The sequence below is a fragment of the Microbacterium sp. Root166 genome (assembly GCF_001427145.1).
GTDB lineage: Bacteria > Actinomycetota > Actinomycetes > Actinomycetales > Microbacteriaceae > Microbacterium.
Genome location: NZ_LMGL01000002.1, coordinates 86555 through 110243, shown reverse-complemented (window position 1 = coordinate 110243; position 23689 = coordinate 86555). Strand labels below are relative to the sequence as shown.

The window sequence follows — 23689 nt, the reverse complement described above, 5'->3', positions numbered from 1 at the left end:
TCAGCGCGCGAAGTACCCGCGGTAGTACTCGTACACCCAGCCGATGATCGCGACGGCGAACACCGCGAGACCGATCGGGAAGAGCCAGGCCCCGACGGCGAGGCCCATCATCGCCAGGGCTGCCGAGAAGGCGAGCACGATCGGCCACCACGACCAGGGGCTGAATTCGCCCAGCTCGGGGTCACCGTCGTCGATGTCGGCGGTGAGGACGTCTTCGGGCAGCTCGCCGCCCTGGGAGGCGTGGACACGGCCGATGTAGAACGCGATGAGCGCGCCCATGAGGGCCGTGAACAGCAGGCCGACGCTGCCTACCCACTCGATGCGGTTCGGCCAGAACTCCTGCGGGTTCGCGAGGATGTTCCAGGTCGTGTAGACGATCGCGACGATCAGGAAGAAGACGGTGAGGAGCCACCAGAGTCCGGCGTTGGTACGCACTTACTTCACCTCTCCCTCGGCGAGGTCCACAACCGGGGCTTCGGGGGCGTCCTTCGCGGGTCCGACGCCGACGGGGATTCCCGCCTCGGGGTGGTTCAGGTCGAACGCGGGCCGCTCGCTGCGGATCCGCGGGATCGACGTGAAGTTGTGCCGCGGCGGCGGGCACGACGTCGCCCACTCGAGCGAGGCGCCGTAGCCCCACGGGTCGTTGACGGTCACCTTCGGCGCCTTGCGGGCGGTCACCCAGACGTTGAAGAGGAACGGGATCATCGATGCGCCGAGGATGATGGCGCCGACCGTGGAGACCTGGTTCTGGAACGTCCAGCCGTCGGCCTCGGAGTAGTCGGCGTAGCGACGCACCATGCCGTCGACGCCCAGCCAGTGCTGGATGAGGAAGGTCATGTGGAAGCCGATGAACAGCATCCAGAAGTGGACGTAACCGAGGCGCTCGTTGAGCATCTTCCCCGTCCACTTCGGCCACCAGAAGTAGAAGCCGGCGAACATCGCGAACACGACGGTGCCGAAGACGACGTAGTGGAAGTGCGCCACGACGAAGTACGAGTCCGAGAGGTGGAAGTCCAGCGGCGGCGACGCGAGGATCACACCGGTGAGACCGCCGAACACGAAGGAGACGAGGAAGCCGAGCGCGAACACCATCGGGGTCTCGAACGTCACCGAGCCGCGCCAGAGCGTTCCGATCCAGTTGAAGATCTTCACGCCCGTGGGCACCGCGATCAGCATCGTCATCAGGGCGAAGAACGGCAGCAGCACCGCACCGGTGACGTACATGTGGTGCGCCCAGACCGCCACCGAGAGCGCCGCGATGGCGATCGTCGCGTAGACGAGGGTCTTGTAGCCGAAGATCGGCTTGCGGCTGAACACCGGGAAGATCTCCGACACGATGCCGAAGAACGGCAGCGCGATGATGTAGACCTCGGGGTGGCCGAAGAACCAGAACAGGTGCTGCCACAGCAGCACACCGCCGTTGGCCGGGTCGTAGATGTGGGCGCCGAGGACGCGGTCCGCGGCGGCGGCCAGGATCGCGGCGGCGAGCACCGGGAAGGCCATCAGGACCAGGATGCTGGTGATCAGCGTGTTCCAGGAGAAGATCGGCATGCGCCACATGGTCATGCCCGGTGCACGCATCGTGATGATCGTGGTGATGAAGTTCACCGCACCGAGGATCGTTCCGAAACCGCTCATGCCGAGGCCGAGCATCCAGAGGTTGCCTCCGACGCCTGGCGAGAAGCTGGCGTTGGCGAGCGGCTGATAGGCGAACCAGCCGAACGCGGCCGCACCCTGAGGGGTGAGGAAGCCGGCGACGGCGATGGTCGAGCCGAACAGGAACAGCCAGAACGCGAAGGCGTTCAGACGCGGGAACGCCACGTCGGGTGCACCGATCTGAAGCGGCAGGATCGCGTTGGCGAAACCGGCGAACAGCGGCGTCGCGAACATCAGCAGCATGATCGTGCCGTGCATCGTGAACAGCTGGTTGTACTGGTCCTTCGTCGGGATGATCTGCATCCCGGGCTCGAAGAGCTCAGCACGGATGATCAGCGCCATCACTCCACCGAGGAGGAAGAAGATGACGGACGAGATCAGGTACAGGTAGCCGATCGTCTTGTGGTCGGTGGAGGTGATCCACTTGACGACGATGTTGCCCTTCTGCTCCACGCGCGACGCGCTGAGCAGCGCGGCCTGGCGTGGCGGCAGAGTGGTCGGGCGACCCTGCGTCGTCTCCTGGAGCGGAAGCGTCGTCGCCATGATCAGTGCTCTCCCTCTTCTTCGGAAGCCTCGCCCGAGCCATCGGTGCCCGGCAGGTTCTGAAGTCGGTCGTACTCGTCGTTGATGTCACCGGTCTGGCCGGCATCGCGAAGCGTCTCGAGGTACTCCTCGTACTCGGCCTCGCTGACCACCTCGACGTTGAAGAGCATCATCGAGTGGTACTGGCCACACAGCTCGGCGCACTTGCCGGCGTACGTGCCCTCGCGGGTCGGCGTGAAGGACCAGAAGTTGTCCTTGCCGATGTACATGTCCTTCTTGTAGAGGAAGTCGATGATCCAGAAGGAGTGGATGACGTCACGCGACTGCAGCTTGATCTTGACCGTCTTGTCGACGGGGAGGACCAGCGTGGGCAGTTCGCTGACGACGGTGCCCTCGGGGTCGGTCTGCGCCTGGACGCCCATGGTCCAGACGGTGTCTTCCTCGTCTTCGCCGTCGTACTGGAAGTCCCAGGCCCACTGCTTGCCGATCGCGACGATCGACACATCGGGGTCTTCGTACTGGGTCTCGAGGACGTTCTGGTCCTTCGCGGTGAACGCGAAGAAGCCGATCACGAGGATCAGCGGCACGATCGTGTAGAAGATCTCGATCGGCATGTTGTAGCGCAGCTGCACCGGCAGGCCGACCTGGCCCTTGCGACGGCGGTAGGCGATCGCGGCCCAGCCCATCAGTCCCCACGTGATGACGCCGACGGCGAGCAGCACGATCCAGGAGTTGACCCAGAGGGCCGACACCATCTGCGTGCGGTCCGTGGCGAATTCGCCGCCGCTCTCGACGAAGCCGGGGAGGAAGCCGTTCAGCTCGGTCGGCGTGCAACCGGCAAGCACTGCTGCCGTGGCGATCCCGACGGGGAGAAGGGCCCAGCGGAGACGGCGTTTCGAGGGCACGATGCACCTTTCTGGGTCTGACAAATGACTCTCGCCAGTCTAGGGCAAGCGTTCAGGGGATTCAGGCCATCCGCCCAGGCTCATTCGAGTGCCGGAGCGGAAAAACCGCAGGCCCGGGCACTCCGAGGAGCGCACCGGGCCTGGCAAAATCTGCTCGGATCAGTGGAAGCTGTCACCGCACGCGCAGCTGCCGCCGGCGTTCGGGTTGTCGATGGTGAAGCCCTGCTCCGAGATGGTGTCCTTGAAGTCGATCGTCGCGCCGTCGAGGTAGGGCACGCTCATGTCGTCGACGATCACCTCGACGCCGTCGAAGTCGACGGCCTTGTCGCCGTCGAGGAAGCGCTCGTCGAAGTAGAGCTGGTAGATCAGGCCGCTGCAGCCACCGGGCTGGACCGCCACGCGCAGGCGCAGGTCATCGCGCCCCTCCTGCGAGAGGAGGCTCTTCACCTTGAGCGAAGCGGCATCGGTCAGCAGCACGCCGTGCTCACGAGTGGACTGGTCGGTCGACAGTGCAGTGTCGGTCATGGCACTCCTCCGGACGGGCCGCGATCGCGGCGGGATGCCTCGATTCTACGCCCGTCCGCCGTGAGCCGGCTCCGAGCCCGGCCGTGTCAGGCTCGACCGTCCCGGGCGTCGAGCTTCTCGAGCAGCAGCGCCTCGGACAGGACCGCATTGCGGAAGGTCTCGAGATGGAGCGACTCGTTCGGGCTGTGGGCCCGCGCGTGCGGGTCCTCCACCCCGGTGACGAGGATCTGCGCCGCGGGGAACTCGCGCACGAGGTCCGCGATGAACGGGATGGAGCCGCCCACGCCGATGTCGACCGACTCGACGCCGTAGCCCTCGTGGAGCGCTTCGCGGGCGGCCGCCACCGCCCAGCCGGACGTGTCGACGAGGAACGCGTCGCCGTAGTCCTGGTCGCTGAAGGTCAGCTCCGCGCCCCAGGGGGCGTGTGCACGCAGGTGCGCCTCGATGGCCGCGTACGCCTCGCGGGCAGGCTGGCCCGGCGCGATGCGCGCGCTGATGACGACGGAGACCTCCGGGCTGAGGGTGTTGGAGGCGTTCGCCACCGAGGGGGCGTCGATGCCGGTGATCGTGATCGACGGCTTGTTCCAGATGCGGCTGAGGATCGTGCCGCCGCCGACCGGTGAGACGCCGGCCGGAAGGCCTGCCTCGTCACGCAGCGTCTCCTCGCTGTACGGCGGGGTCTCGGCATCCCGTTCGGTGAGTCCCTCCACCGCCACCGCCCCACTCTCGTCCCACAGGGTCGACAGCAGCGTGACCGTGGCCATCATGGCGTCCGGCACCGCTCCCCCGAACATTCCGGAGTGCGACGCGTGGTGGAGGGTCTTCACGCGCAGCGTGAATCGGGTGTTGCCGCGCAGCGACACGGTGAGCGCGGGGGTCTTGTCGTCCCAGTTGCCGGAGTCCGCCACGACGATCACGTCGGCCCGCAGCGCGTCGGCGTTGTCGGAGAGGAACTGGGCGAAGGACCGCGAACCGGCCTCCTCCTCCCCCTCCAGGAACAGCGCGACGCCGAGATCGAAGTCGTCGCCGATGGCTTCCTTCAGCGCGCGCAGCGCCGCGATGTGCGCCATGATGCCGGCCTTGTCGTCGGCGGCGCCGCGGCCGTACAGCCGCCCGCCGCGCACGGTGGGCTCGAACGGCGCGGACTCCCACAGCGCCTCATCGCCGACCGGCTGGACGTCGTGGTGGGCGTACAGCAGGATCGTGGGCCGGCCGTTGCGGGCGGCGCGGGACGCGAGCACAGCCGGCTGCCCTTCCTCGCCGGTCTCCGGGATGACGGCGGTGCGGATCTCGACCGTCTCGAACAGCCCCAGTTCGCGCACCAGGTCGGCGACGGCCTCCGCGCTGCGCCGGACGGGCGCGGGGTCGAAACCGGGAAAGGCCACCGACGGGATGCGCACCAGCGCACCGAGGTCGGCGACGGCGGCGGGGATGCCGGAGGCCGCGGCGTCGCGCACAGCATCCTGTCGGGAGAGCTCAACTGTCATGCGGGTAATCTTAAGTGCACCCCTAGCCGATTTCCCGAGGATCATCGTGGCCAAGAACCCTGAAGCACCCGCGTCCAGCGACGCCCCCTCCGACGGAACGGTGCTCAATGGAGTGCCCGTGAGTGGCAAGGGACGGGCGACGCCCACCCGCGCCGAGCGCGAGGCGGCCCGCAAGCGGCCGCTCGTTCCGGACTCCAAGGAAGCGAAGGCCCGCGCGCGCGCCGACCTCAACGCCAAGCGCGAGAAGGCCCGTGTCGGCATGGCGGCGGGCGACCCGCGCTACCTGCCCGCCCGCGACCAGGGCGCACAGCGCAAGTTCGTGCGCGACTTCGTCGACTCCGGCTGGCACCTCGGCGAGGCCGTCATGCCCGCGATGCTCGTCGTGATCCTCGCGACCTTCATCCCGGTGCCCGAGGTCCAGTACTACTCGTTCGTGGCGCTGTGGATCTTCATCCTCTTCGTGGTCGGCGACATGGTCCTGACGTCGATCTTCGCCAAGCGCGCCGTCAAGGCGAAGTTCGGCGCCGACAAGCAGGAGAAGGGCCTCGGCTGGTACGCGGCCATGCGCACCGTCCAGATGCGCTTCCTCCGTCTGCCGAAGCCGCAGGTCAAGCGCGGCCAGCGCCCGGTCTGAACCCGACCGCGGTTCCGCGACTCAGCGCCCCCGCGCGAGGCCGCGGTTGATCTGACGCGCCCACAGCGGCCCGCGGTAGAGGAACGCCGTGTACCCCTGCACGAGCGTGGCTCCGGCATCCATCCTCTCCTGCACGTCCGCGGCCGTCTCGACGCCGCCGACGGAGATGACGCAGAACTCCGCGGGCACGGCGTCGCGCACCAGGCGGAGCACCGCAAGGGCGCGGCTCTTCAGCGGAGCCCCCGACAGCCCCCCGTCGCCGGCGGCGGCGATCACCGCAGGATCGGTCGTCAGACCGTCGCGCGAGATCGTCGTGTTTGTGGCGATGAGTCCGGACAGCCCGAGGTCGACCGCCAGCCGCGAGACAGCGGTCACTTCGTCGTCGGGGAGGTCGGGCGCGATCTTCACGAGGAGCGGCGTCGCGCCGGCGGCGTCGCGCACCGCCTCGAGCAGCGGGCGCAGCGTCTCGACGGCCTGGAGACCGCGCAGCCCCGGCGTGTTCGGTGACGACACGTTGACCACGAGGTAGTCGGCGAGCGGCGCGAGCAGCGTCGTGCTGCGGACGTAGTCCGCCGTGGCATCGGCGACGTCGACCACGCGGCTCTTGCCGATGTTGACGCCGATGACGCCGCGGCGCCGACGGCGGCGAAAGACGGCCAGCCGCGCGGCGGCGGCCTCGGCCCCCTGGTTGTTGAACCCCATGCGGTTGACCACGGCGCGGTCGGGGATCAGCCGGAACAGCCGCGGGCGCGGATTGCCGTCCTGCGGGATCGCGGTCAGCGTGCCGACCTCGACGTGTCCGAAGCCGAGGGCCAGCAGCCCCGGCGCGCCCTTGACGTCCTTGTCGAATCCGGCGGCGACCCCGAACGGCGAGCCGAAGTCGAGGCCGAGCGCCCGGGTGCGGAGCGCCGGCGCGGGCCGCGTCAGCGCGCGCGCCGCCCAGGAGAAGGGTGGGACGCCCAGCACACGGATGACGGCCATCGCAGCGTGGTGCGCGGACTCGGGATCCATGCGCGAGAGCACGGTGCGAAAGAGGAGGGGATACATCCGGTCCAGGCTATCGGGGCGGCGGCTCTGCTCGCGAAGCGAGGCGCCGATCAGGCGCGGTGCTGGTGGTCGGCGCGCAGCTGGTCGATCGCGGACTCGAAGTCCTCGAGCGAGTCGAACGCCTGGTAGACGCTCGCGAACCGCAGGTACGCGACCTCGTCCAGCTCGCGGAGCGGACCCAGGATCGCCAGGCCGATCTCGTTGGTGTCGAGCTGCGACGCACCGGTCTGACGGACAGTCTCTTCGACGGTCTGGGCGAGCACGGCGAGATCGGCTTCGGTGACCGGCCGGCCCTGGCAGGCCTTGCGTACGCCGGACATGACCTTCTCGCGACTGAACGACTCGATCACGCCGGACCGCTTGATGACGTTGAGGCTCGCGGTCTCCATCGTCGTGAAGCGGCCTCCGCACTGCGGGCACTGGCGACGGCGGCGGATGCTGAGGCCGTCGTCGCTCGTGCGCGAGTCGATGACCCGGGAGTCGGGGTGGCGGCAGAACGGACAGTGCATGGCAGAGACAGCCTACGCCGCGACCGGTGTCAGGACGCGAACCGTGCCGTCACGGCCTCGCCGTGCGCCGGGAGAGCCTCGGCCTCGGCGAGCGTGACGATCGCGTCGCGCACCTCGGCCAGGGCAGCGCGGTCGTACTCGATGACCTGCTGGGGGCGCAGAAAGGTCGCCGCCGAGAGGCCGGCGCTGTACCGCGCCTGCCCGCCCGTGGGCAGGACGTGATTGCTTCCGGCGAGGTAGTCCCCCAGGCTCACCGGCGAGTCCGGGCCGACGAAGACCGCGCCGGCGTGCACGAACTCCTCCGGGCGCGGATCGGCCAGGTGCAGCTCGAGGTGCTCGGGAGCGTAGGCGTTGCTGAACGCGGTGGCCACGCCGAGGTCGTCGACGAGCACGATGGCCGACTGCGGGCCCGACAGTGCGGCCTCGACGCGAACCGCGTGCCGGGTCATCCGGGCACGGGGAGCGATCTCGGCCACGACGGCCTCGGCCAGCGCCGGCGAGGTCGTCACGAGCACGGCGGACGCCTGCTCGTCGTGCTCGGCCTGGCTGATGAGGTCGACCGCGACCAGCGCGGCGTCGGCGCTGTCGTCGGCGACGATCAGGATCTCGGTGGCGCCGGCTTCGGCATCCGTCCCGACGAGGCCGGCGACGGCACGCTTGGCCGCCGCGACGAAGTTGTTGCCCGGGCCCGTCACGACATCGACCGGATCGAGGTCGAGCGCCGCGACGCCGTGCGCGAGGGCGCCGATGGCTCCCGCACCGCCCATCGCGTAGACCTCGTCGACGCCGAGCAGCTTGGCGGCGCCGAGGATGACCGGGTGGACACGGCCGCCGTGCTCGCGCTGCGGCGGCGAGGCCAGGGCGATCTCGGACACACCCGCCACCTGTGCCGGTACGACGTTCATGACGACGCTCGAGGGGTAGACGGCCTTGCCGCCCGGAACGTAGAGCCCGACACGGCGCACCGGCTGCCAGCGCTGCGTCACCCGCGCGCCGGGGCCGAGCTCGGTCGTGATCGTCGGGGGCACCTGCGCGGCGGACGCCTCGCGCACGCGCACGATCGCCTCTTCGAGGGCGGCGCGGACGGCCGGATCCAGCGACTCCAGGGCTTCGTCGAGGTGGGCGGCGGGAACACGGATGTCGTGCCCGGTGACGCCGTCGAAGCGCTCGGCCTGATCGCGCAGCGCGGTCTCGCCGTGGGAGGCGATGTCGGCGACGATGCGCGCGGCGGTGGCCAGCGCCTCCTCCCGGGCAGCGGTCGCCCGCGGCACAGTGCTGAGGAGTTCTGCGGGCGAGAGCGCACGCCCGCGCAGATCGATCGTCCGGAGCATCCTTCTACGCTATCGCGTGCGGCTCGGGCGACCTCTCAGAAGTCGGCGCCCGCGGGCAGACGAGTGCGCCGCCGGCCGATGCCGGCGACGCACTCGGAAGTTCAGCCGCGGGTGACGCCCGAGACGTCGCGCAGGTAGCCGGTGCGGCCGTCCTCGTGACGCACGACGAACGAGTCGCCGCGGTCCTCGACGACGAGCGCCCACGCGGTGGGGCCGATGCGGAACTGTGGGATGCCGATCTCATCGACGACATCGCGCTCCTCCGGCACGAGCGCCCAGAACGCCTGCTGGCGCGCCGGCGCCTCCTGCACGGGCTCGGCCGACGACAGCGACTGCTCGAAGCGCTCGAAGCCGTCGCGGGAACCGCCCGCCTCGAAGGCGGCGGTGCGCGTGGCCTCCGTCGTGCCGAGGTTCGCCCCGGTCACGGGCTGCGCGCCGGTGTCGTAGTACGCGGGCTGCTCGGCGGGCGTGGCGTACGCCTCAGGCTCGGGCTCGGCGGCGGGACGCGGGGCGGGAGCCGGACGCGGCGACACGGCACGGACCGGGCGGGCGCTGCGGTGCGCGGGAATCTCAGGGCGACCGCGGAAGTCCTGCTCGAGCACCGGGATGATCGGCGCGAACACGGTCAGCACGACGCCGGCGACCATGAGGACGAACTCGACCCACATGACCCACGAGTAGGGCGAACCGGGACCGTCGATGGTCAGGGCGATGCTCCCCCACACCATGTTCAGCCATACGACCGCGGCGACGGAGAACGCCACCGAGGCGAACTGGTCGATGCCGAGTGAGCCGACACGACGAATGCCCTGCGGCGAAAGGCGACGCAGGACGATCAGGAAGACGGCGACGCTGGGCACGCCGATCGTGAGCACCCACTGGAGGTTCCACGTCCACACGGACGCGAAGTCACGCTGGAACACGGAGAAGAACGAGACCACGAAGGCGACGAGCCAGACGCCGACAAGGGCGACTTCCCGGATGGTGAACGGCCCGACCCCGTACTGGGGCGGTTCTTCGGTGTGCACCGGAGCCTCGACGTCGTATTCCTCGTTCAGCTGATCGTCCGTCACGATGTTCCCTTCCGGCCGCGCGGGGGCGGCGTACGTCGTTCCCATGCTACCCACGGCCCATGAGACGGAAATGAGACGAAGGGCGTGTCACCCGAGACACTGCGGTCCGAGCAGACCCTTCAGCTCGCCGTAGAGGTCGGCCGTCAGCCGCACCTGGAGCGGGATCTCGAAGACCTTGGCGACCGACCCGGCGTGCAGCTTCACCGTGACCTCGGTGTCGCCCTTGTGGCGGTCGAGCACCTGGCGCAGCTCGTTGATGATGGTCTCGTTCGCGCGCCGCTCGGGCATCATCAGCACCAGCGGGCCCGAGGCATCCATCGTCCCGAGATCCGGCGCGAACGCCGACTGCGCGTGGAGGTTCAGCCCGTCGTCCCGCCGGGACACCCGGCCGCGCACCACGAGGATCGAGTCGGCGACCAGCATCGAGGCGAACTCGGTGTAGGTCTTGCCCATGAACATGACGGTGACCTCGCCGTTGAAGTCCTCGACCGTGATCATGCCGTACGGGTTGCCGCTGGCCTTGGCGACGCGGTGCTGCACGCTCGTCACGAGGCCGGCGACCGTGACCTGATCGCCGTCATCGACGTCCTCGGAGGAGAGGAGGTCGTGGATGCTGGTCGACGCGTGCTTCGCGAGCGCGATCTCGAGCCCCGCCAGCGGGTGATCCGACACGTACAGGCCGAGCATCTCGCGCTCGAACGCGAGCTTGTCCTTCTTGGTCCACTCCGGCCGGTCGGGCACCTTGGCCGGAACGACCTCCTCGGCCTCGTCGTAGAGGCTGTCGAAGTCGAAGCCGATCGCTCCGGTGGCAGCCTTGCGCTTGGCGTCCACGGCCGCCTCGCAGGCGTCCTCGTGGATCTCCATGAGGGCTCGTCTCGTCGATCCGAGCGAGTCGAAGGCGCCCGCCTTGATGAGCGACTCGACCGTGCGCTTGTTGGCGACGTGGACCGGGACCTTGGTGAGGAAGTCGTGGAAGCTCACGAAGCTGTCGTCCGCGCGCGACGCCACGATGCCGTCGACGACGTTGCTGCCGACGTTGCGGACGGCGCCGAGGCCGAAGCGGATGTCTTCGCCGACGGCGGCGAAGTAGCGGATCGACTGCCCGACGTCCGGCGGAAGCACCTTGATGCCCATGCGGCGGCACTCGTTGAGGTACACCGCCATCTTGTCCTTCGAGTCGCCGACGCTCGTGAGGAGCGCGGCCATGTACTCGGCGGGATAGTGGGCCTTGAGGTACGCGGTCCAGTACGAGACCAGTCCGTACGCGGCCGAGTGGGCCTTGTTGAAGGCGTAGTCGGAGAAGGGCAGCAGGATCTCCCAGAGCTTCTGCACGGCCTCGTCGGAGTAGCCGTTGGCGTGCATGCCCGCCTGGAAGCCCTCGAACTGCTTGTCGAGCTCGGACTTCTTCTTCTTGCCCATCGCGCGACGGAGGATGTCGGCCTGACCGAGGCTGAACCCGGCGACCTTCTGCGCGATCGCCATCACCTGCTCCTGGTAGATGATCAGGCCGTAGCTGGTGTCGAGGATCTCGCGGAGGGAGTCCTTGAACTCCTCGTGGATCGGCGTGATCTCCTGCTGGCCGTTCTTGCGCAGGGCGTAGTTGATGTGCGAGTTCGCGCCCATCGGCCCGGGTCGGTACAGCGCGATCACGGCCGAGATGTCCTCGAAGTTGTCAGGCTTGAGCAGGCGCAGCAGCGAGCGCATGGGCCCGCCGTCGAGCTGGAACACGCCGAGCGTGTCGCCGCGCGACAGCAGCTCGTAGGCGCCGGCGTCGTCGAGCTCGAGGTCTTCGAGCACGAGGGGGTGGCCGCGGTTCGCGGCGATGTTGTCGAGGGCGTCGTTGATGATCGTGAGGTTGCGAAGCCCCAGGAAGTCCATCTTGATGAGACCGAGCGACTCGCAGGCGGGGTAGTCGAACTGCGTGACGATCTGGCCGTCCTGCTCCCGCTTCATGATCGGGATGATGTCGATCAGGGGCTCGGACGACATGATGACGCCGGCGGCGTGCACGCCCCACTGGCGCTTGAGGTTCTCGAGGCCGACGGCGGTGTCGAAGACCGTCTTGGCCTCGGCATCCGTCTCGATCAGCGCACGGAACTCGGAGGCCTCTTTGAAGCGCGGATGGTCCTTGTCGAACATGCCCTCCAGCGGCATGTCCTTGCCCATCACCGCCGGGGGCATGGCCTTGGTGAGCTTCTCCCCCATGCTGAACGGGAAGCCCAGGACGCGTCCGGCGTCCTTGAGCGCCTGCTTGGCCTTGATCGTGCCGTACGTGACGATCTGGGCGACGCGCTCGTCGCCGTACTTCTCGGTGACGTACTGGATCACCTCGCCACGACGGCGGTCGTCGAAGTCGACGTCGAAGTCGGGCATCGAGACGCGGTCGGGGTTGAGGAAGCGCTCGAAGATCAGGCCGTGCTGCAGCGGATCGAGATCGGTGATGCCCATCGCGTAGGCGGCCATCGAACCGGCGCCGGAGCCACGGCCGGGGCCGACGCGGATGCCGTTGCGCTTGGCCCAGTTGATGAAGTCCGCGACGACGAGGAAGTAGCCCGGGAAGCCCATCTGCACGATGACGCCGGTCTCGTACTCCGCCTGGCGGCGGACATCGTCGGGGATGCCGGCCGGGTAGCGGACCTGGAGCCCGTTCTCGACCTCTTTGACGAACCAGGACTCTTCGGTCTCGCCCTGGGGCACCGGGAACCGCGGCATGTAGTTCGCGCTCGTGTTGAACTCGACGTCGCAGCGCTCGGCGATGAGCAGCGTGTTGTCGCACGCCTCGGGGTGATCGCGGAAGACCTGGCGCATCTCGGCGGGTGACTTGACGTAGTAGCCGTCGCCGTCGAACTTGAAGCGCTTGGGGTCGTCGAGCGTCGATCCCGACTGCACGCAGAGGAGCGCCGCATGGCTGCCGGCATCGTGCTGGTGCGTGTAGTGGAGGTCGTTGGTGGCGACGAGCGGGATGTCGAGGTCCTTCGCGATCCTCAGCAGGTCGGTCATCACCCGGCGCTCGATCGAGAGCCCGTGATCCATGATCTCGGCGAAGTAGTTCTCCTTGCCGAACAGATCCTGGAACTCGGCGGCCGCAGCGCGCGCGGCGTCGTACTGACCGAGCCGAAGCCGGGTCTGCACTTCGCCGGAGGGGCACCCCGTCGTGGCGATGAGCCCCTTGCCGTACTTCTGCAGCAGCTCACGGTCCATGCGGGGCTTGAAGTAGTAGCCCTCAAGACTCGCCAGGGACGACAGCCGGAAGAGGTTGTGCATGCCCTCGGTCGACTGCGACAGCAGCGTCATGTGCGTGTAGGCGCCCGAACCCGACACGTCGTCGTCGTTCTGCTCAGGCGTGCCCCAGCGCACGCGCGCCTTATCGGAGCGGTGGGTGCCGGGCGTGACGTACGCCTCGATGCCGATGATCGGCTTGATCCCGGCATCTTTCGCGGTCTTGTAGAACTCGTACGCGGCGAACGTGTTGCCGTGGTCGGTGACGGCGATCGCGGGCATCTGCAGCCGCGCCGCCTCTTGCACCATGGGCCCGATACGGGCTGCTCCGTCGAGCATCGAGTACTCGCTGTGCACGTGCAGGTGAACGAAGGAGTCGGATGCCACGCGATGAGTCTACGGAGAGGATCGGACACCGCTGCCGGGCTCGCGTGCGGGCCGCGGGAATGCGCCACGAGGTCGCTTCACCCTCATCCGGAGGGTGAGGGTTGGGGCCCCGCGACATAGGCTTGCGACGTGGCCACCCCCGACTTCGTCCTCGACCTCCGCCGTCGCATCGGCACCGATCCACTGCCGCTCGTCGGAGTCACCGCCGTGGTGTTCCGCGACGAGAAGGTCCTCGTCGGACGCCGCGCCGACAACGGTCGCCTGCAGCTCATCGCAGGGATCGTGGAGCCCGGCGAGGAGCCCGCGGACGCCGCCGTGCGCGAATGCCTCGAGGAGGCCGGAGTCGTGGTGCGGGCCCAGCGCCTCGCGCTCGTCCACACCCTCCCCCGCACGACGTACGTCAACGGCGACCAGGTCGACTACCTCGACCTCGTCTTCCGCTGCGCGTGGGTCTCGGGCGACCCGTTCCCCGCCGACGGCGAGCTCACCGAGGTCGGCTTCCGCGGCCTCGAGGCACTCGGCGACCTCGACGCGGACCACGTGCGCCGCATCGCCCTGGCTGTCGCCGAGGACGACCCGGCCGCGTTCCAGGGCGGGCGACCGACCCGCTGAGGCCGGCTCAGCGCAGGTCGAGCCGCATTAGGACCCGCGGGAACCCGTTGACGACGGACTCCGTGTCGGAAGCCTTGCGGAAGCCTGCCTTCTCGAACAGACGTCGCGTGCCGACGTAGGCCATGGTCTGCTCGACCTTCGCGCCCTTGTTGTCGACCGGGTACCCCTCGATCGCCGGTGCCCCGTTCTGCCGGGCGAAGTCCACGGCGCCGGCGAGCAGGGCGTGCGAGATGCCCGCACCGCGGTGTCCGGGACGAACGCGGATGCACCACACGCTCCACACGTCGGCATCGTCGACGTGCGGGATCTTCCGGCTGGTCGCGAACGAGGTGCCCGACCGCGGGTGAACCGCCGCCCATCCGACGACCTCGCCCTCTTCATACGCCAGAACCCCGGGCGGACCCTCCTTCATGAGCGCGCGCACTTTGTCGCCGCGCTGCGTGCCGCGCAGTGCGATGTTCTCCTTGGCGGGCAGCCGGTAGCTGAGGCACCAGCACACGTTGGCGTCCTCGCGCTTCGGCCCGACCATCGTCCTCATGTCGGCGAACTCCGTCGCCGGTCGCACCTCGATCGCCATGGCTCGAGCCTGGCACCGGCATCCGACACGCGCATCAGTCGCCGCGCAGCACCTCGAGGGCATGCGCCAGGTCGGCCGGATACTCCGACGTGAACGTCACCTGCTCGCCGGTGACGGGATGCGCGAAGGACAGCTCGCGCGCGTGCAGCCACTGCCGCGTGAGCCCGAGCCGCGCCGAGAGTGTCGGATCGCTGCCGTACAGCGGATCGCCGACGCACGGGTGACGGTGCGCGGCCATGTGGACGCGGATCTGGTGCGTCCGCCCCGTCTCGAGGTGAATCTCCAGCAGTGCCGCGCGCGGGAACGCCTCGAGCGTCTCGTAGTGGGTGATCGAGTCCTTGCCGTCGGGAGTGACGGCGAACTTCCACGAGTGCGAGGGGTGGCGCCCGATCGGCGCGTCGATCGTGCCCACGAGCGGGTCAGGATGGCCCTGCACCACCGCGTGGTAGATCTTCTCGACTTCGCGCTCCTTGAACGCGCGCTTCAGCAGCGTGTACGCGCGCTCGGTCTTCGCGACCACCATCAGCCCGCTGGTGCCGACGTCCAGGCGATGCACGACGCCCTGTCGCTCGGCGGCTCCGGTCGTGGCGATGCGGTACCCGGCTCCCGCCAGGGCGCCCAGGACGGTCGGGCCCTCCCAGCCGACGGAGGGGTGCGCAGCGACGCCGACCGGCTTGTCCACCACGACGATGTCGTCGTCGTCGTAGACGATGCCCAGATCGGGGACGTCGACGGGGATCACCCGGGGCGCTTCTTTCGGCGTCCAGGAGACGTCGAGCCAGGCGCCGCCGCGGAGCTTGTCGGCCTTGGCCAGCACCCGCCCGTCCTGCACGACTCCCCCGGCGTCGGCGACGTCGGCCGCGAACGTCCGCGAGAAGCCCAGCATCTTGGCGAGGGCCGCGTCGACGCGGCTCCCGTCGAGGCCGTCGGGGACGGGAAGACTGCGGGATTCCACGTCAGGCCTTCGGCGACTCGGATGCCGCGGCATCCGCCTCGTCGTCGTCCTGGGTCGCGGCATCCGGGTTTTCGGCATCCTCCGTCTCGACCGGCTTGCGCGTTTCGCGCGTGCCGTCGAATTGGAGCCCGACGAGCACCAGCAGGGCGACGCCGATCATCATCGTGACGATGAACATGTCGGCGACGTTGTAGATCGCCGGCATCATCCAGGGGGTGTTGATGAAGTCGATGACGTGGCCGACGGCGAAGCCCGGCTCACGGAAGATGCGGTCGGTGAGGTTGCCGAGCACGCCGCCGAGCAGCAGTCCCAGGCACACGGCCCACAGGCGCGAGGTGATCCGCGTCGCGGCGAGCCAGGCGATCACCACGGCGACCGCCGCAAGGGCGATGGTGAAGATCCAGGTGACCTCGGCCCCGAGCGAGAACGCCGCGCCGGGGTTGCGGGTCAGGTAGAAGATGAGGAAGTCCCCGATCACGTGGACGGCCTGCTCATAAGGCAGGTCGCGCAGCGCGAGGTACTTGGTGAACTGGTCGGCGGCCAGCACCAGCACCGCGAGAACCGCGATGATGGTGCCGGCCGCCGCCTTGCGAAGGGGGGGTCGACCCGTCAAAGGATGGACTTAGAGGCCGATGGCCGACACCGGCGTCGCGCCGGACGTCGTGGCCGTGGTCTCGAGGTCGCGGAGCTTGCCCTCGATGTAGCTGCGCAGCTGGGCGCGGTAGTCGCGCTCGAAGTTGCGGAGCTCGCTGATGCGGCTCTCGAGCTGCGAACGCTCGCGGTCGAGCTTGGCGACCTCTTCGCGACCGCGGGTCTCAGCCTCGGAGAGGATGGCCGCGGCCTGCGACTTGGCGTCCGAGATGAGCTGGTCGCGCTGAGCCCGGCCTTCGGCCACGTGCTCGTCGTGCAGGCGCTGAGCGAGCTCGATGATGCCGGCGCTGGCAGCACCAGGTGCACCGGTGGGAGCCTCGGCGACGGGGGCGGGAGCGGCAGCGACGGGGGCAGCGGCGATCGGGGCCTCGGCACGGGCCGGCGCGTCGCCGGACTCGTAGGCCGCGAGCTTCGCCTTCAGCTCGTCGTTCTCGGCGATGACCTTGCGCCACTCGACGACGATCTCGTCGAGGAAGTCATCGACCTCGTCGGGGTCGAAACCCTCCTTGAAGCGGACGTGCTGAAACTGCTTCGTGACGACGTCATCGGGGGTCAATGCCATGGTGATTCCTCTTTCGAGCGCTCAGGTCGCTGGCCGATGTCGGGGGCCGACCGTCTGGGGCGGGTCGTATCAGCCAAGCATAGTCGGGGGTTCCGCGCGGTGTCGAAGGGGATCGACGAGCTCGGAGGGGATGATCAGTTCGCGATGGCGCCGGTGAGGCTCAGCAGGATGAAGCAGAGCAGCATCGTGAGCGCGAAGCCGAAGTCGATCGCGATCGCGCCGACCCGCAGCGGCGGGATGAAGCGCCGGAACAGCTTGATCGGAGGGTCGGTGACGGAGTAGACGACCTCAGCTGCGACCAGCCCAGCGCCCTTCGGGCGCCACTCGCGGTTGAAGAACGGGATCCATTCGAGGATCAGCCGCGCGAGCAACACGAAGACATAGAGCAGGAGTGCGAAGTTGAGGATCGAGGCGATGAGCTGGACGACGGCCACGGATCCAGACTACGGCTGTGAGAAGGGCACGGCGTCCGCGTCGGCGTGCGCGACCGCTCCGTCGCCCGATACGGCGACGTTCTCGGGCGAGAGCAGGAACACCTTGCTGGTGACCCGCTCGATGCGTCCGTACAGGCCGAGCGACAGTCCGCTCGCGAAGTCGATGAGGCGGCGCGCGTCGGCGTCGCTCATCTGCGAGAGGTTGATGATGACGGGGATGCCGTCCCGGAAGTTCTCGGCGATGATCTGCGCATCGCGGTACTGCTTCGGGTGCACGGTGAGGATCTCGCTGATCGCGGCCGGCGTCGGCTGGCGCACGACGGCGGGACGGTGCAGCGGGGTCACCGGAGCGGCCTTCTCGAGCGTCGCCTCGGGCTTGCGGCCACGGGGCTGCGGCGCAGGCTCCTCGTAGACCTCTTCCTCGTCGGCGAGGCCCAGGTACACCATGGTCTTCTTGAGCGGGTTCGACATCGCATCCTCCGTAGTGCTCATCTGTTCCGAGGTTAACCGCGTTGTGGCCGCGGGCCCGTGATTGCCGACCCGATCCGCAGGTGTGTCGCGCCCGCTGCGATCGCTTCGGCGAAGTCCGCCGTCATCCCTGCCGAGATCCACTCGGCATCGGGGACCACGCTGCGGACGGTCTGAGAGAGCGACGGCAGCCGCTCGAACGCCTGTGCCGGGGGGACGTCGAGCGGCGCGACCGCCATGATCCCCCGCACGCGCAGGCTCGGGAGCGCAGCAGCGTGCGCGGCCAGTGACTCCAGGCCCGCGGCATCCACTCCACCGCGACCGTGGTCGTCGGTGAGGTTCACCTGCAGCAGCACGTCGAGTCGTGCCGCGTCCGGCTCTGCGGCTGCGTGCAGGGCGTCTGCCAGGCGCGCGCGGTCCACGGAGTGCACGGCGGCAGCCGCGGCCCGGATCGCGCGGGCCTTGTTCGTCTGGGCCTGGCCGATGAAGTGCCAGCGCAGGCCGGACAGCGACGCGGCCTCGTCGGCCTTGGCGCTGAACTCCTGCTGGCGGTTCTCACCCACGTCGCGCACACCGAGGTCGTACAGCTGCTCGACGAGCGACACCGGGTGGAACTTGGTGACGACGATGCGCGTGATCGCCGACGGATCACGGCCGGCGGCGCGCGCGGCATCCGCGATCCGGCCATCGACTTCGGCCAGACGCCCGGAAAGGGCGTCGACGGGCTCAGCGAACGATGTCACGACGTGGTCCCCTGAGCCCGGCGACCGTTACTTCAGGAAATCGGGGATGTCGAGGTCGTCGTCGCCGAACGCCGAGTCGTACGACGTCTCGGGCAGCGTGGCGCCCACCGACACCGGCTCGGCGTCGCGGTCCTTGGCGGCCTCGTCGGCGGGCAGCACAGGCAATGCCGGTGCGGGTGCCACACGTGCGGCGGTGATGGGCTCGATGCGGGTGAGCGGCTCACCGCCGTCGAACCCGGCGGCGATCACGGTCACGCGCACCTCGTCGCCGAGGGTGTCGTCGATCACCGTTCCGAAGATGATGTTGGCCTCCGGGTGGGCGGCCTCCTTCACCAGCTGCGCGGCGTCGTTGATCTCGAAGATGCCGAGGTTGGATCCGCCCTGGATCGACAGCAGCACGCCGTGCGCACCCTCGATCGACGCTTCCAGCAGCGGCGACTCGACCGCGAGCTCTGCGGCCTTGATGGCGCGATCGGCTCCGCGTGCGGAGCCGATGCCCATGAGCGCCGAGCCCGCCCCCTGCATGACCGACTTCACGTCGGCGAAGTCGAGGTTGATCAGACCCGGGGTGGTGATGAGGTCGGTGATGCCCTGCACGCCGGCGAGAAGCACCTGGTCGGCGGTCGCGAACGCCTCGATCATCGAGATGCCGCGATCGCTGATCTCGAGAAGGCGGTCGTTCGGCACCACGATGAGGGTGTCGACCTCTTCCTTCAGCTTGCTCACGCCGGTCTCGGCCTGCTGCTGACGGCGGCGTCCCTCGAACGAGAACGGCTTGGTGACGACACCGATGGTGAGCGCGCCGATCGACTTCGCGATCTTGGCGACGACGGGTGCGCCACCGGTGCCGGTGCCACCGCCCTCACCTGCGGTCACGAAGACCATGTCGGCGCCTCGGAGGGCCTCTTCGATCTCTTCGGCGTGATCCTCGGCGGCGCGTCGGCCCACCTCGGGGTCGGCTCCGGCGCCGAGTCCGCGGGTGAGCTCGCGGCCCACGTCGAGCTTGACGTCGGCGTCGCTCATCAGCAGCGCCTGGGCGTCGGTGTTGATCGCGATGAACTCGACGCCACGCAGGCCGAGCTCGATCATGCGGTTGACGGCGTTGACGCCACCCCCGCCGACCCCGACCACCTTGATGACGGCGAGGTAGTTCTGGTTCTGGCTCATGCCGGCCTCCGTAGCCCTGGACCTGTGATGTAAACCTTCAACCTCTAGTAGAGGTATAAAGAATTGCCGGGTATGCAATTCCTTGACTTGAAAGTAAGCGGAGCCCGCCGCCGCACCGGGACTGAAACGGCGTGTCGCGCCAACCCGCCGCGGAAGTCCTCGGAAGTCTCGACCTGCGGTAGAAGGTGCTCAGCGGACGACGACGGCGCCCGGCGAGGACACGTCGTAGACGCTGACCGTCGAGGGCGGCCGGGAGGCCATGATCTTCTCGAGATTCAGCGCCTTCTGCGCGGAATCCTCGGCACTGCCCCACACCACCTGGGCGTTCGCGTCGCCGAGCGTGAGCGTGACATCGTCGGGAGTGGATGCCGTCACCCCGGTCACCTGTGCGCGGACGCTTTCGGGCAGCGAGTGCAGCACCTGCCCGGCCGCCAGGAACGCATCGGAGTCGACACCACCGCGGATGTCGAGCACGGGCGTGCCGGCAGCGGGAGTCGTCGAGGTCGACAGCGCCACGCCCGCGGCATCGACCAGCGTGTAGCCGGCCCGGGTCTCGATGACGCCGACCGGGGTGCGCTCGACGATGCGCACCACCAGCTCGTGCGGCGGCCGCGCCTCGAGCGTGTACGACTCCACCAGCGGGAAGCCGACGAGCGCGGCCTTGACGGCGCTCTCGTCCACGAGCGGCATGGGCGTGCCGAGCTGGTCGGACAGTGCCTCGCGCACCTGCGCCTCGTCGAGCTGCTGAACGCCCGCGATGGTGAGGGTCTGCACGGCGAACAGCGGACTGTAGGCCGCTCCGACCGTAGCCGCGGTGAGGATCAGCAGCGAGGCCGCGACGCCGATCCACAGGGAGCGGCGACGCCGCTGGCGCACGGTGAAGCGCCGCACCTCCGCGCGGAGCGCCTTGCGTCGCGCGCGGGACGCGTTCCACACATCGCGCAGACCGACGCGCTCGCCTGCCGACTCCTCGGCCGGCGAGCCCGTCGCCAGGGGAATGACCGGCGCGGTGGCCGCGGCATCCGAGAGGCTTTCCGATGTGCGGGACTCCGGCGATCCGCCGACCGCCGGCGGAACGGCCTTCGCCGTGCGCGCGGGCGGCTGCGGCAGCGGAGTCGGCCGCTTCATGCCGGCTACTCCCCCGCGTCGGCGCGTGCGGCGCCCGACTCGGCGGTGCGGCCCAGCGCGTCGAGCACCTGCGGGATGATCAGGTTGACGTTCCCGCAGCCGAGTGTGACGACGTAGTCGCCGTCGCGCGCGATGGTCGCCGTGTAGTCGGCGGCGGCCTGCCAGTCCGGGACATAGTGCACGTGGGCGGGGTCGGCGAAGGCGCCGCTGACGAGCTCGCCCGTGACGCCCGGAACCGGATCCTCCCGCGCGCCGTAGACGTCGAGCATCACCGTGTGGTCGGCGTACTGCTCGAGCACCTCCGCGAACTCGCGGTACATCTCCTGCGTGCGCGAGTAGGTGTGCGGCTGCTGGATCGCGATGATACGGCCGCCGCCGACGACGGTGCGCGCCGCGGACAGGGCCGCCGCGACCTCGGTCGGGTGGTGCGCGTAGTCGTCGTACACGCTGACGCCGCGCTCGGTGCCGTGCAGCTCGAAGCGGCGCACGGTACCGGCGAACTCCTCGACCGCTCGGACCACGGGCTCCAGCTCGAACCCGAGGGTGAGCAGCACCGCGACGGCGCCGGCGGCGTTGACGGCGTTGTGGGCGCCGGGAACCGGAAGTCGACCTGCGACCGTCGCGCCCTCGTGCGTGATCGAGAACGCGACCGGGCCGTCGGTGCGGATGTCGGTGACGCGCACCGTCGCGTCCGCGGCCTCGCCGAAGGTCACGACGCGCGGGTGCGTGAGCTGCTCGGCGACGACGCGCGCTCCGGCGTCGTCGGACGAGATCACGACGGCTTCGCGCGCCCGGTTTCCGAACCGGGCGAAGGCCTCGTAGAACGCCTCGCGCGAGCCCCAGTGGTCAAGGTGGTCCGGGTCGACGTTGGTGATGAGCGCGACGGCCGTGTCGTACAGCAGGAACGTGCCGTCGGACTCGTCGGCCTCGATCACGACCAGGTCGTCCGAGCCGCTTCCGCTCGAGACGCCGAGCTGGGCGATGACCCCGCCGTTGACGAACGTGGGGTCCGCGTCGAGTGCGCGCAGGGCGGTGACGATCATGCCGGTCGACGTCGTCTTGCCGTGCGCGCCGGCGACAGAGACCAGCCGGCGTCCGCCGATCAGCCAGTGCAGCGCCTGCGACCGGTGGATGACGTGAAGCCCGCGCTCCTTGGCCAGCACGAACTCGGGATTCTCGGGCCAGATGGCTCCGGTGTGCACGACCGTGTCGACGTCGTCACCGAGGTTCGCGGCATCGTGGCCGACGTGCACCGTGGCGCCGAGCGCCGCGAGGTCCCGCAGCGCGGGGCTGTCAGTGCGGTCGGATCCGGACACCCGGATGCCCCGCTCGAGGTACATGCGAGCCAGGCCCGACATGCCGGAGCCGCCGATTCCGATGAAGTGGGCGGCCTCGATGTTCTCGGGGATGGGCAGGCTGAGGTCGGGTCTGATCATGACCCGTCAATCCTAAGTTGGGTGACCGTCCCCGCGGCCCCGGCGCGCTGTCGGCAGGCCGTCCGGGCCAGCGGCGTTTTGTATTGACACATTGTCAGCGTGGCGACACGATAGGGCGATGATCGTCATCGACCCCGCGTCGCACGTTCCGCCGTTCGAGCAGCTGCGCGCCGGGCTGGTCGATGCCATGACGTCCGGCGAGCTCACCCCGGGCGATCGCCTGCCGACCGTGCGGCGCCTTGCCGAGGACCTCGGCATCGCGCCGGGCACCGTCGCACGCGCGTACCGCGAGCTCGAGGCATCCACGCTCATCGAGACGCGCGGACGCAACGGCACGTTCGTCGCGTTCACCGGCGACCCCACGCGTCAGCAGGCACAGCAGGCGGCGGCCGCGTTCGCCGAGCAGATCCGGGCGCTGCGCATGGACGCCGACGAAGCCCTCGCACTCGTCGCGGCCGCCCTGCGCGGCGGCGGAGACGTCGCCTCCGCCTGACCCCTCAGCGCCGCCCGAGCGCCTCGTCGATGAGCTCGACGACGTTCTCGGTGCCGGTGCGCGTGCCGACGGATGCCGCGGCCTCGGTCATCGCCGTGCGCCGCGCCTCGTCGGTCAGGAGCGGCACGACCTCGGACACCACGCGGTCGATGGTGAACTCGGCATCCGGAATGATGATCGCCGCACCGGCCCTCACTGCTGCCGCCGCGTTGAGCGCCTGCTCGCCGTTGCCGACTGCGTAGGGCACGTACACGGCAGGAATCCCGAGGGCGCTGATCTCGCTCACCGTGGCCGCACCGGCGCGGGAGACGATGACGTCGGCGAGAGCGAATGCGAGGTCCATCCGGTCGACGTAGCGGCGCAGCGCGTAGCCGGGCTCGCCGGGATCGGCGAGGCTCGAGCGTTCACCGGTGACGTGGAGCAGCTGCCACCCGACGCGCAGCACGTCGCGCCACCCTGCATTGTGCCCCTCGCCGAAGGCTGTGTTCAGGCGCAGCGCGCCGAGCGAGCCGCCGAAGACGAGAAGCACCGGGCGATCGGCATCCAATCCGAAGTGGGCCGCGGCCTCGGCGCGGAGTGCCTCACGGTCGAGCTCGACGATCTCGCGGCGCAGGGGCATCCCGACCACGCGCGAGCGCTTGAGCGGCGTCCCTTCGAAGGCGACGCCGACGCGCGCCGCCGAGCGGGCGCCCAGGACGTTGGCGAGCCCGGGCCGCGCATTGGCCTCGTGCACCACGAACGGCACCCGCGCACGGCGCGCGGCCACGTAAGCGGGCGCCGAGGCGTAGCCGCCGAAGCCGACGACGACGTCGACGCCCCGCTCGGCGATATGCGCGCGGACCTGGGCGATGGCACGAGGGAACTGCACCGGGAACGCTGCCGCGGCGCGGTTCGGACGCCGCGGGAACGGCACCTTGTCGACGAACAGCAGCTCGTAGCCGCGCTCGGGCACCAGGCGGGCTTCGAGGCCCTCGCGGGTGCCGAGGACGAGCACCTCGGCGTCGGGCTCACGCGCCTTGAGCGCGTCGGCCACGGCCAGCAGCGGGTTGACGTGGCCGGCCGTGCCGCCGCCGGCGAGAAGATACGTCGTCACCCCGAGAGCCTAGCCCGAGCACGGGAAGCGACCTGCTGCCCCTCCCCTCCCGTG

24 protein-coding genes are annotated in these 23689 nt (G+C 69.4%); 3 read left to right on the top strand and 21 right to left on the bottom strand.

Going from position 1 to position 23689, the window contains the following annotated elements; all coding sequences use genetic code 11:
* The 5 genes from ASD56_RS08295 to ASD56_RS08275 form a co-directional block, all read right to left on the bottom strand.
* Positions 1-435 (bottom strand): cytochrome c oxidase subunit 4, encoded by a 435-nt coding sequence (locus tag ASD56_RS08295; RefSeq protein ID WP_055964135.1) that lies wholly within the window; start codon positions 433-435, stop codon positions 1-3.
* Entirely contained in the window at positions 436-2199 is a 1764-nt protein-coding gene (gene ctaD / locus ASD56_RS08290) for an aa3-type cytochrome oxidase subunit I (protein ID WP_055964132.1), read from the bottom strand.
* Positions 2200-2201: 2 nt separating this feature from the next.
* Entirely contained in the window at positions 2202-3104 is a 903-nt protein-coding gene (ctaC, locus tag ASD56_RS08285) for an aa3-type cytochrome oxidase subunit II (protein WP_082541383.1), read from the bottom strand.
* 159 nt (positions 3105-3263) lie between these two features.
* Complete coding sequence (locus ASD56_RS08280; protein ID WP_055964127.1) at positions 3264-3629, bottom strand: HesB/IscA family protein; 366 nt, start codon at positions 3627-3629, stop codon at positions 3264-3266.
* 86 nt (positions 3630-3715) lie between these two features.
* A complete protein-coding gene (locus ASD56_RS08275; protein ID WP_055964124.1) occupies positions 3716-5116 on the bottom strand; it encodes a dipeptidase in 1401 nt (466 codons plus the stop codon).
* Positions 5117-5162: 46 nt separating this feature from the next.
* Between ASD56_RS08275 and ASD56_RS08270 the strand changes: the two genes are divergently transcribed.
* The gene (locus tag ASD56_RS08270; protein WP_055964121.1) at positions 5163-5750 is read left to right on the top strand and encodes a DUF3043 domain-containing protein; all 588 of its coding nucleotides are present in this window, start codon (positions 5163-5165) and stop codon (positions 5748-5750) included.
* A gap of 21 nt (positions 5751-5771) precedes the next feature.
* On the opposite strand, the gene ASD56_RS08265 is transcribed toward ASD56_RS08270, so the two are convergent.
* The 5 genes from ASD56_RS08265 to dnaE form a co-directional block, all read right to left on the bottom strand.
* Positions 5772-6797 carry a quinone-dependent dihydroorotate dehydrogenase gene (locus ASD56_RS08265; protein ID WP_055964119.1) on the bottom strand — a complete coding sequence of 342 codons (1026 nt, stop codon included), beginning with the start codon at positions 6795-6797 and terminating at the stop codon, positions 5772-5774.
* 50 nt (positions 6798-6847) lie between these two features.
* Positions 6848-7306 carry a transcriptional regulator NrdR gene (nrdR, locus tag ASD56_RS08260; protein ID WP_055964117.1) on the bottom strand — a complete coding sequence of 153 codons (459 nt, stop codon included), beginning with the start codon at positions 7304-7306 and terminating at the stop codon, positions 6848-6850.
* A gap of 29 nt (positions 7307-7335) precedes the next feature.
* Positions 7336-8637, bottom strand: coding sequence for a histidinol dehydrogenase (gene hisD / locus ASD56_RS08255; RefSeq protein WP_055964114.1), 1302 nt, complete (start codon positions 8635-8637; stop codon positions 7336-7338).
* A 101-nt stretch (positions 8638-8738) separates the two neighbouring features.
* Positions 8739-9710 carry a hypothetical protein gene (locus ASD56_RS08250; protein ID WP_235565615.1) on the bottom strand — a complete coding sequence of 324 codons (972 nt, stop codon included), beginning with the start codon at positions 9708-9710 and terminating at the stop codon, positions 8739-8741.
* 87 nt (positions 9711-9797) lie between these two features.
* The gene (dnaE, locus tag ASD56_RS08245) at positions 9798-13268 is read right to left on the bottom strand and encodes a DNA polymerase III subunit alpha (protein ID WP_055965802.1); all 3471 of its coding nucleotides are present in this window, start codon (positions 13266-13268) and stop codon (positions 9798-9800) included.
* Positions 13269-13445: 177 nt separating this feature from the next.
* On the opposite strand from dnaE, the gene ASD56_RS08240 reads away from it, so the two are divergent.
* Positions 13446-13928, top strand: a complete 483-nt coding sequence (locus ASD56_RS08240; protein ID WP_055964109.1) for an NUDIX hydrolase — start codon at positions 13446-13448, stop codon at positions 13926-13928.
* A gap of 7 nt (positions 13929-13935) precedes the next feature.
* Here the strand turns inward: ASD56_RS08240 and ASD56_RS08235 are convergent, their stop codons facing one another.
* The 10 genes from ASD56_RS08235 to murC all read right to left on the bottom strand — a co-directional run bounded on the left by ASD56_RS08235 (position 13936) and on the right by murC (position 22049).
* Positions 13936-14505 (bottom strand): GNAT family N-acetyltransferase, encoded by a 570-nt coding sequence (locus ASD56_RS08235; RefSeq protein WP_055964106.1) that lies wholly within the window; start codon positions 14503-14505, stop codon positions 13936-13938.
* Positions 14506-14539: 34 nt separating this feature from the next.
* Complete coding sequence (locus tag ASD56_RS08230; protein ID WP_055964103.1) at positions 14540-15460, bottom strand: RluA family pseudouridine synthase; 921 nt, start codon at positions 15458-15460, stop codon at positions 14540-14542.
* A gap of 1 nt (position 15461) precedes the next feature.
* A complete protein-coding gene (gene lspA / locus ASD56_RS08225) occupies positions 15462-16073 on the bottom strand; it encodes a signal peptidase II (protein WP_055964100.1) in 612 nt (203 codons plus the stop codon).
* Between the two features lie 9 nt (positions 16074-16082).
* Positions 16083-16673 carry a DivIVA domain-containing protein gene (locus ASD56_RS08220; RefSeq protein WP_055964097.1) on the bottom strand — a complete coding sequence of 197 codons (591 nt, stop codon included), beginning with the start codon at positions 16671-16673 and terminating at the stop codon, positions 16083-16085.
* Between the two features lie 134 nt (positions 16674-16807).
* Positions 16808-17107 (bottom strand): YggT family protein, encoded by a 300-nt coding sequence (locus ASD56_RS08215; RefSeq protein WP_055964093.1) that lies wholly within the window; start codon positions 17105-17107, stop codon positions 16808-16810.
* 9 nt (positions 17108-17116) lie between these two features.
* On the bottom strand, positions 17117-17578 hold the full coding sequence (locus tag ASD56_RS08210) for a cell division protein SepF (protein ID WP_055964089.1): 462 nt from the start codon (positions 17576-17578) through the stop codon (positions 17117-17119).
* Positions 17579-17610: 32 nt separating this feature from the next.
* Positions 17611-18318, bottom strand: coding sequence for a YggS family pyridoxal phosphate-dependent enzyme (locus ASD56_RS08205; protein ID WP_055964085.1), 708 nt, complete (start codon positions 18316-18318; stop codon positions 17611-17613).
* 27 nt (positions 18319-18345) lie between these two features.
* Positions 18346-19485: a cell division protein FtsZ gene (gene ftsZ / locus ASD56_RS08200; RefSeq protein WP_055964082.1), complete on the bottom strand. Its 1140-nt coding sequence runs from the start codon at positions 19483-19485 to the stop codon at positions 18346-18348.
* 189 nt (positions 19486-19674) lie between these two features.
* A complete protein-coding gene (locus tag ASD56_RS08195) occupies positions 19675-20613 on the bottom strand; it encodes an FtsQ-type POTRA domain-containing protein (RefSeq protein ID WP_055964080.1) in 939 nt (312 codons plus the stop codon).
* A 5-nt stretch (positions 20614-20618) separates the two neighbouring features.
* Complete coding sequence (murC, locus tag ASD56_RS08190) at positions 20619-22049, bottom strand: UDP-N-acetylmuramate--L-alanine ligase (RefSeq protein ID WP_055964077.1); 1431 nt, start codon at positions 22047-22049, stop codon at positions 20619-20621.
* 118 nt (positions 22050-22167) lie between these two features.
* Here murC and ASD56_RS08185 point away from each other — a divergent pair, with 118 nt between their 5' ends.
* Positions 22168-22542: a GntR family transcriptional regulator gene (locus ASD56_RS08185; protein WP_055964074.1), complete on the top strand. Its 375-nt coding sequence runs from the start codon at positions 22168-22170 to the stop codon at positions 22540-22542.
* A gap of 4 nt (positions 22543-22546) precedes the next feature.
* On the opposite strand, the gene ASD56_RS08180 is transcribed toward ASD56_RS08185, so the two are convergent.
* Positions 22547-23635, bottom strand: coding sequence for a UDP-N-acetylglucosamine--N-acetylmuramyl-(pentapeptide) pyrophosphoryl-undecaprenol N-acetylglucosamine transferase (locus ASD56_RS08180; RefSeq protein WP_055964071.1), 1089 nt, complete (start codon positions 23633-23635; stop codon positions 22547-22549).
* Positions 23636-23689: the final 54 nt, after the last annotated feature.

Excerpts from the sequence above, each read along its gene's own strand:
- ctaD (WP_055964132.1), bottom strand. The coding sequence starts at position 2,199 with ATGGCGACGACGCTTCCGCTCCAGGAGACGACGCAGGGTCGCCCGACC.
- ASD56_RS08280 (WP_055964127.1), bottom strand. The coding sequence starts at position 3,629 with ATGACCGACACTGCACTGTCGACCGACCAGTCCACTCGTGAGCACGGC.
- ASD56_RS08275 (WP_055964124.1), bottom strand. The coding sequence starts at position 5,116 with ATGACAGTTGAGCTCTCCCGACAGGATGCTGTGCGCGACGCCGCGGCC.
- ASD56_RS08265 (WP_055964119.1), bottom strand. The coding sequence starts at position 6,797 with ATGTATCCCCTCCTCTTTCGCACCGTGCTCTCGCGCATGGATCCCGAG.
- nrdR (WP_055964117.1), bottom strand. The coding sequence starts at position 7,306 with ATGCACTGTCCGTTCTGCCGCCACCCCGACTCCCGGGTCATCGACTCG.
- hisD (WP_055964114.1), bottom strand. The coding sequence starts at position 8,637 with ATGCTCCGGACGATCGATCTGCGCGGGCGTGCGCTCTCGCCCGCAGAA.
- dnaE (WP_055965802.1), bottom strand. The coding sequence starts at position 13,268 with ATGCTCGACGGAGCAGCCCGTATCGGGCCCATGGTGCAAGAGGCGGCG.
- ASD56_RS08235 (WP_055964106.1), bottom strand. The coding sequence starts at position 14,505 with ATGGCGATCGAGGTGCGACCGGCGACGGAGTTCGCCGACATGAGGACG.
- ASD56_RS08220 (WP_055964097.1), bottom strand. The coding sequence starts at position 16,673 with ATGGCATTGACCCCCGATGACGTCGTCACGAAGCAGTTTCAGCACGTC.
- ASD56_RS08210 (WP_055964089.1), bottom strand. The coding sequence starts at position 17,578 with ATGTCGAACCCGCTCAAGAAGACCATGGTGTACCTGGGCCTCGCCGAC.
- ftsZ (WP_055964082.1), bottom strand. The coding sequence starts at position 19,485 with ATGAGCCAGAACCAGAACTACCTCGCCGTCATCAAGGTGGTCGGGGTC.
- ASD56_RS08195 (WP_055964080.1), bottom strand. The coding sequence starts at position 20,613 with ATGAAGCGGCCGACTCCGCTGCCGCAGCCGCCCGCGCGCACGGCGAAG.
- murC (WP_055964077.1), bottom strand. The coding sequence starts at position 22,049 with ATGATCAGACCCGACCTCAGCCTGCCCATCCCCGAGAACATCGAGGCC.
- ASD56_RS08185 (WP_055964074.1), top strand. The coding sequence starts at position 22,168 with ATGATCGTCATCGACCCCGCGTCGCACGTTCCGCCGTTCGAGCAGCTG.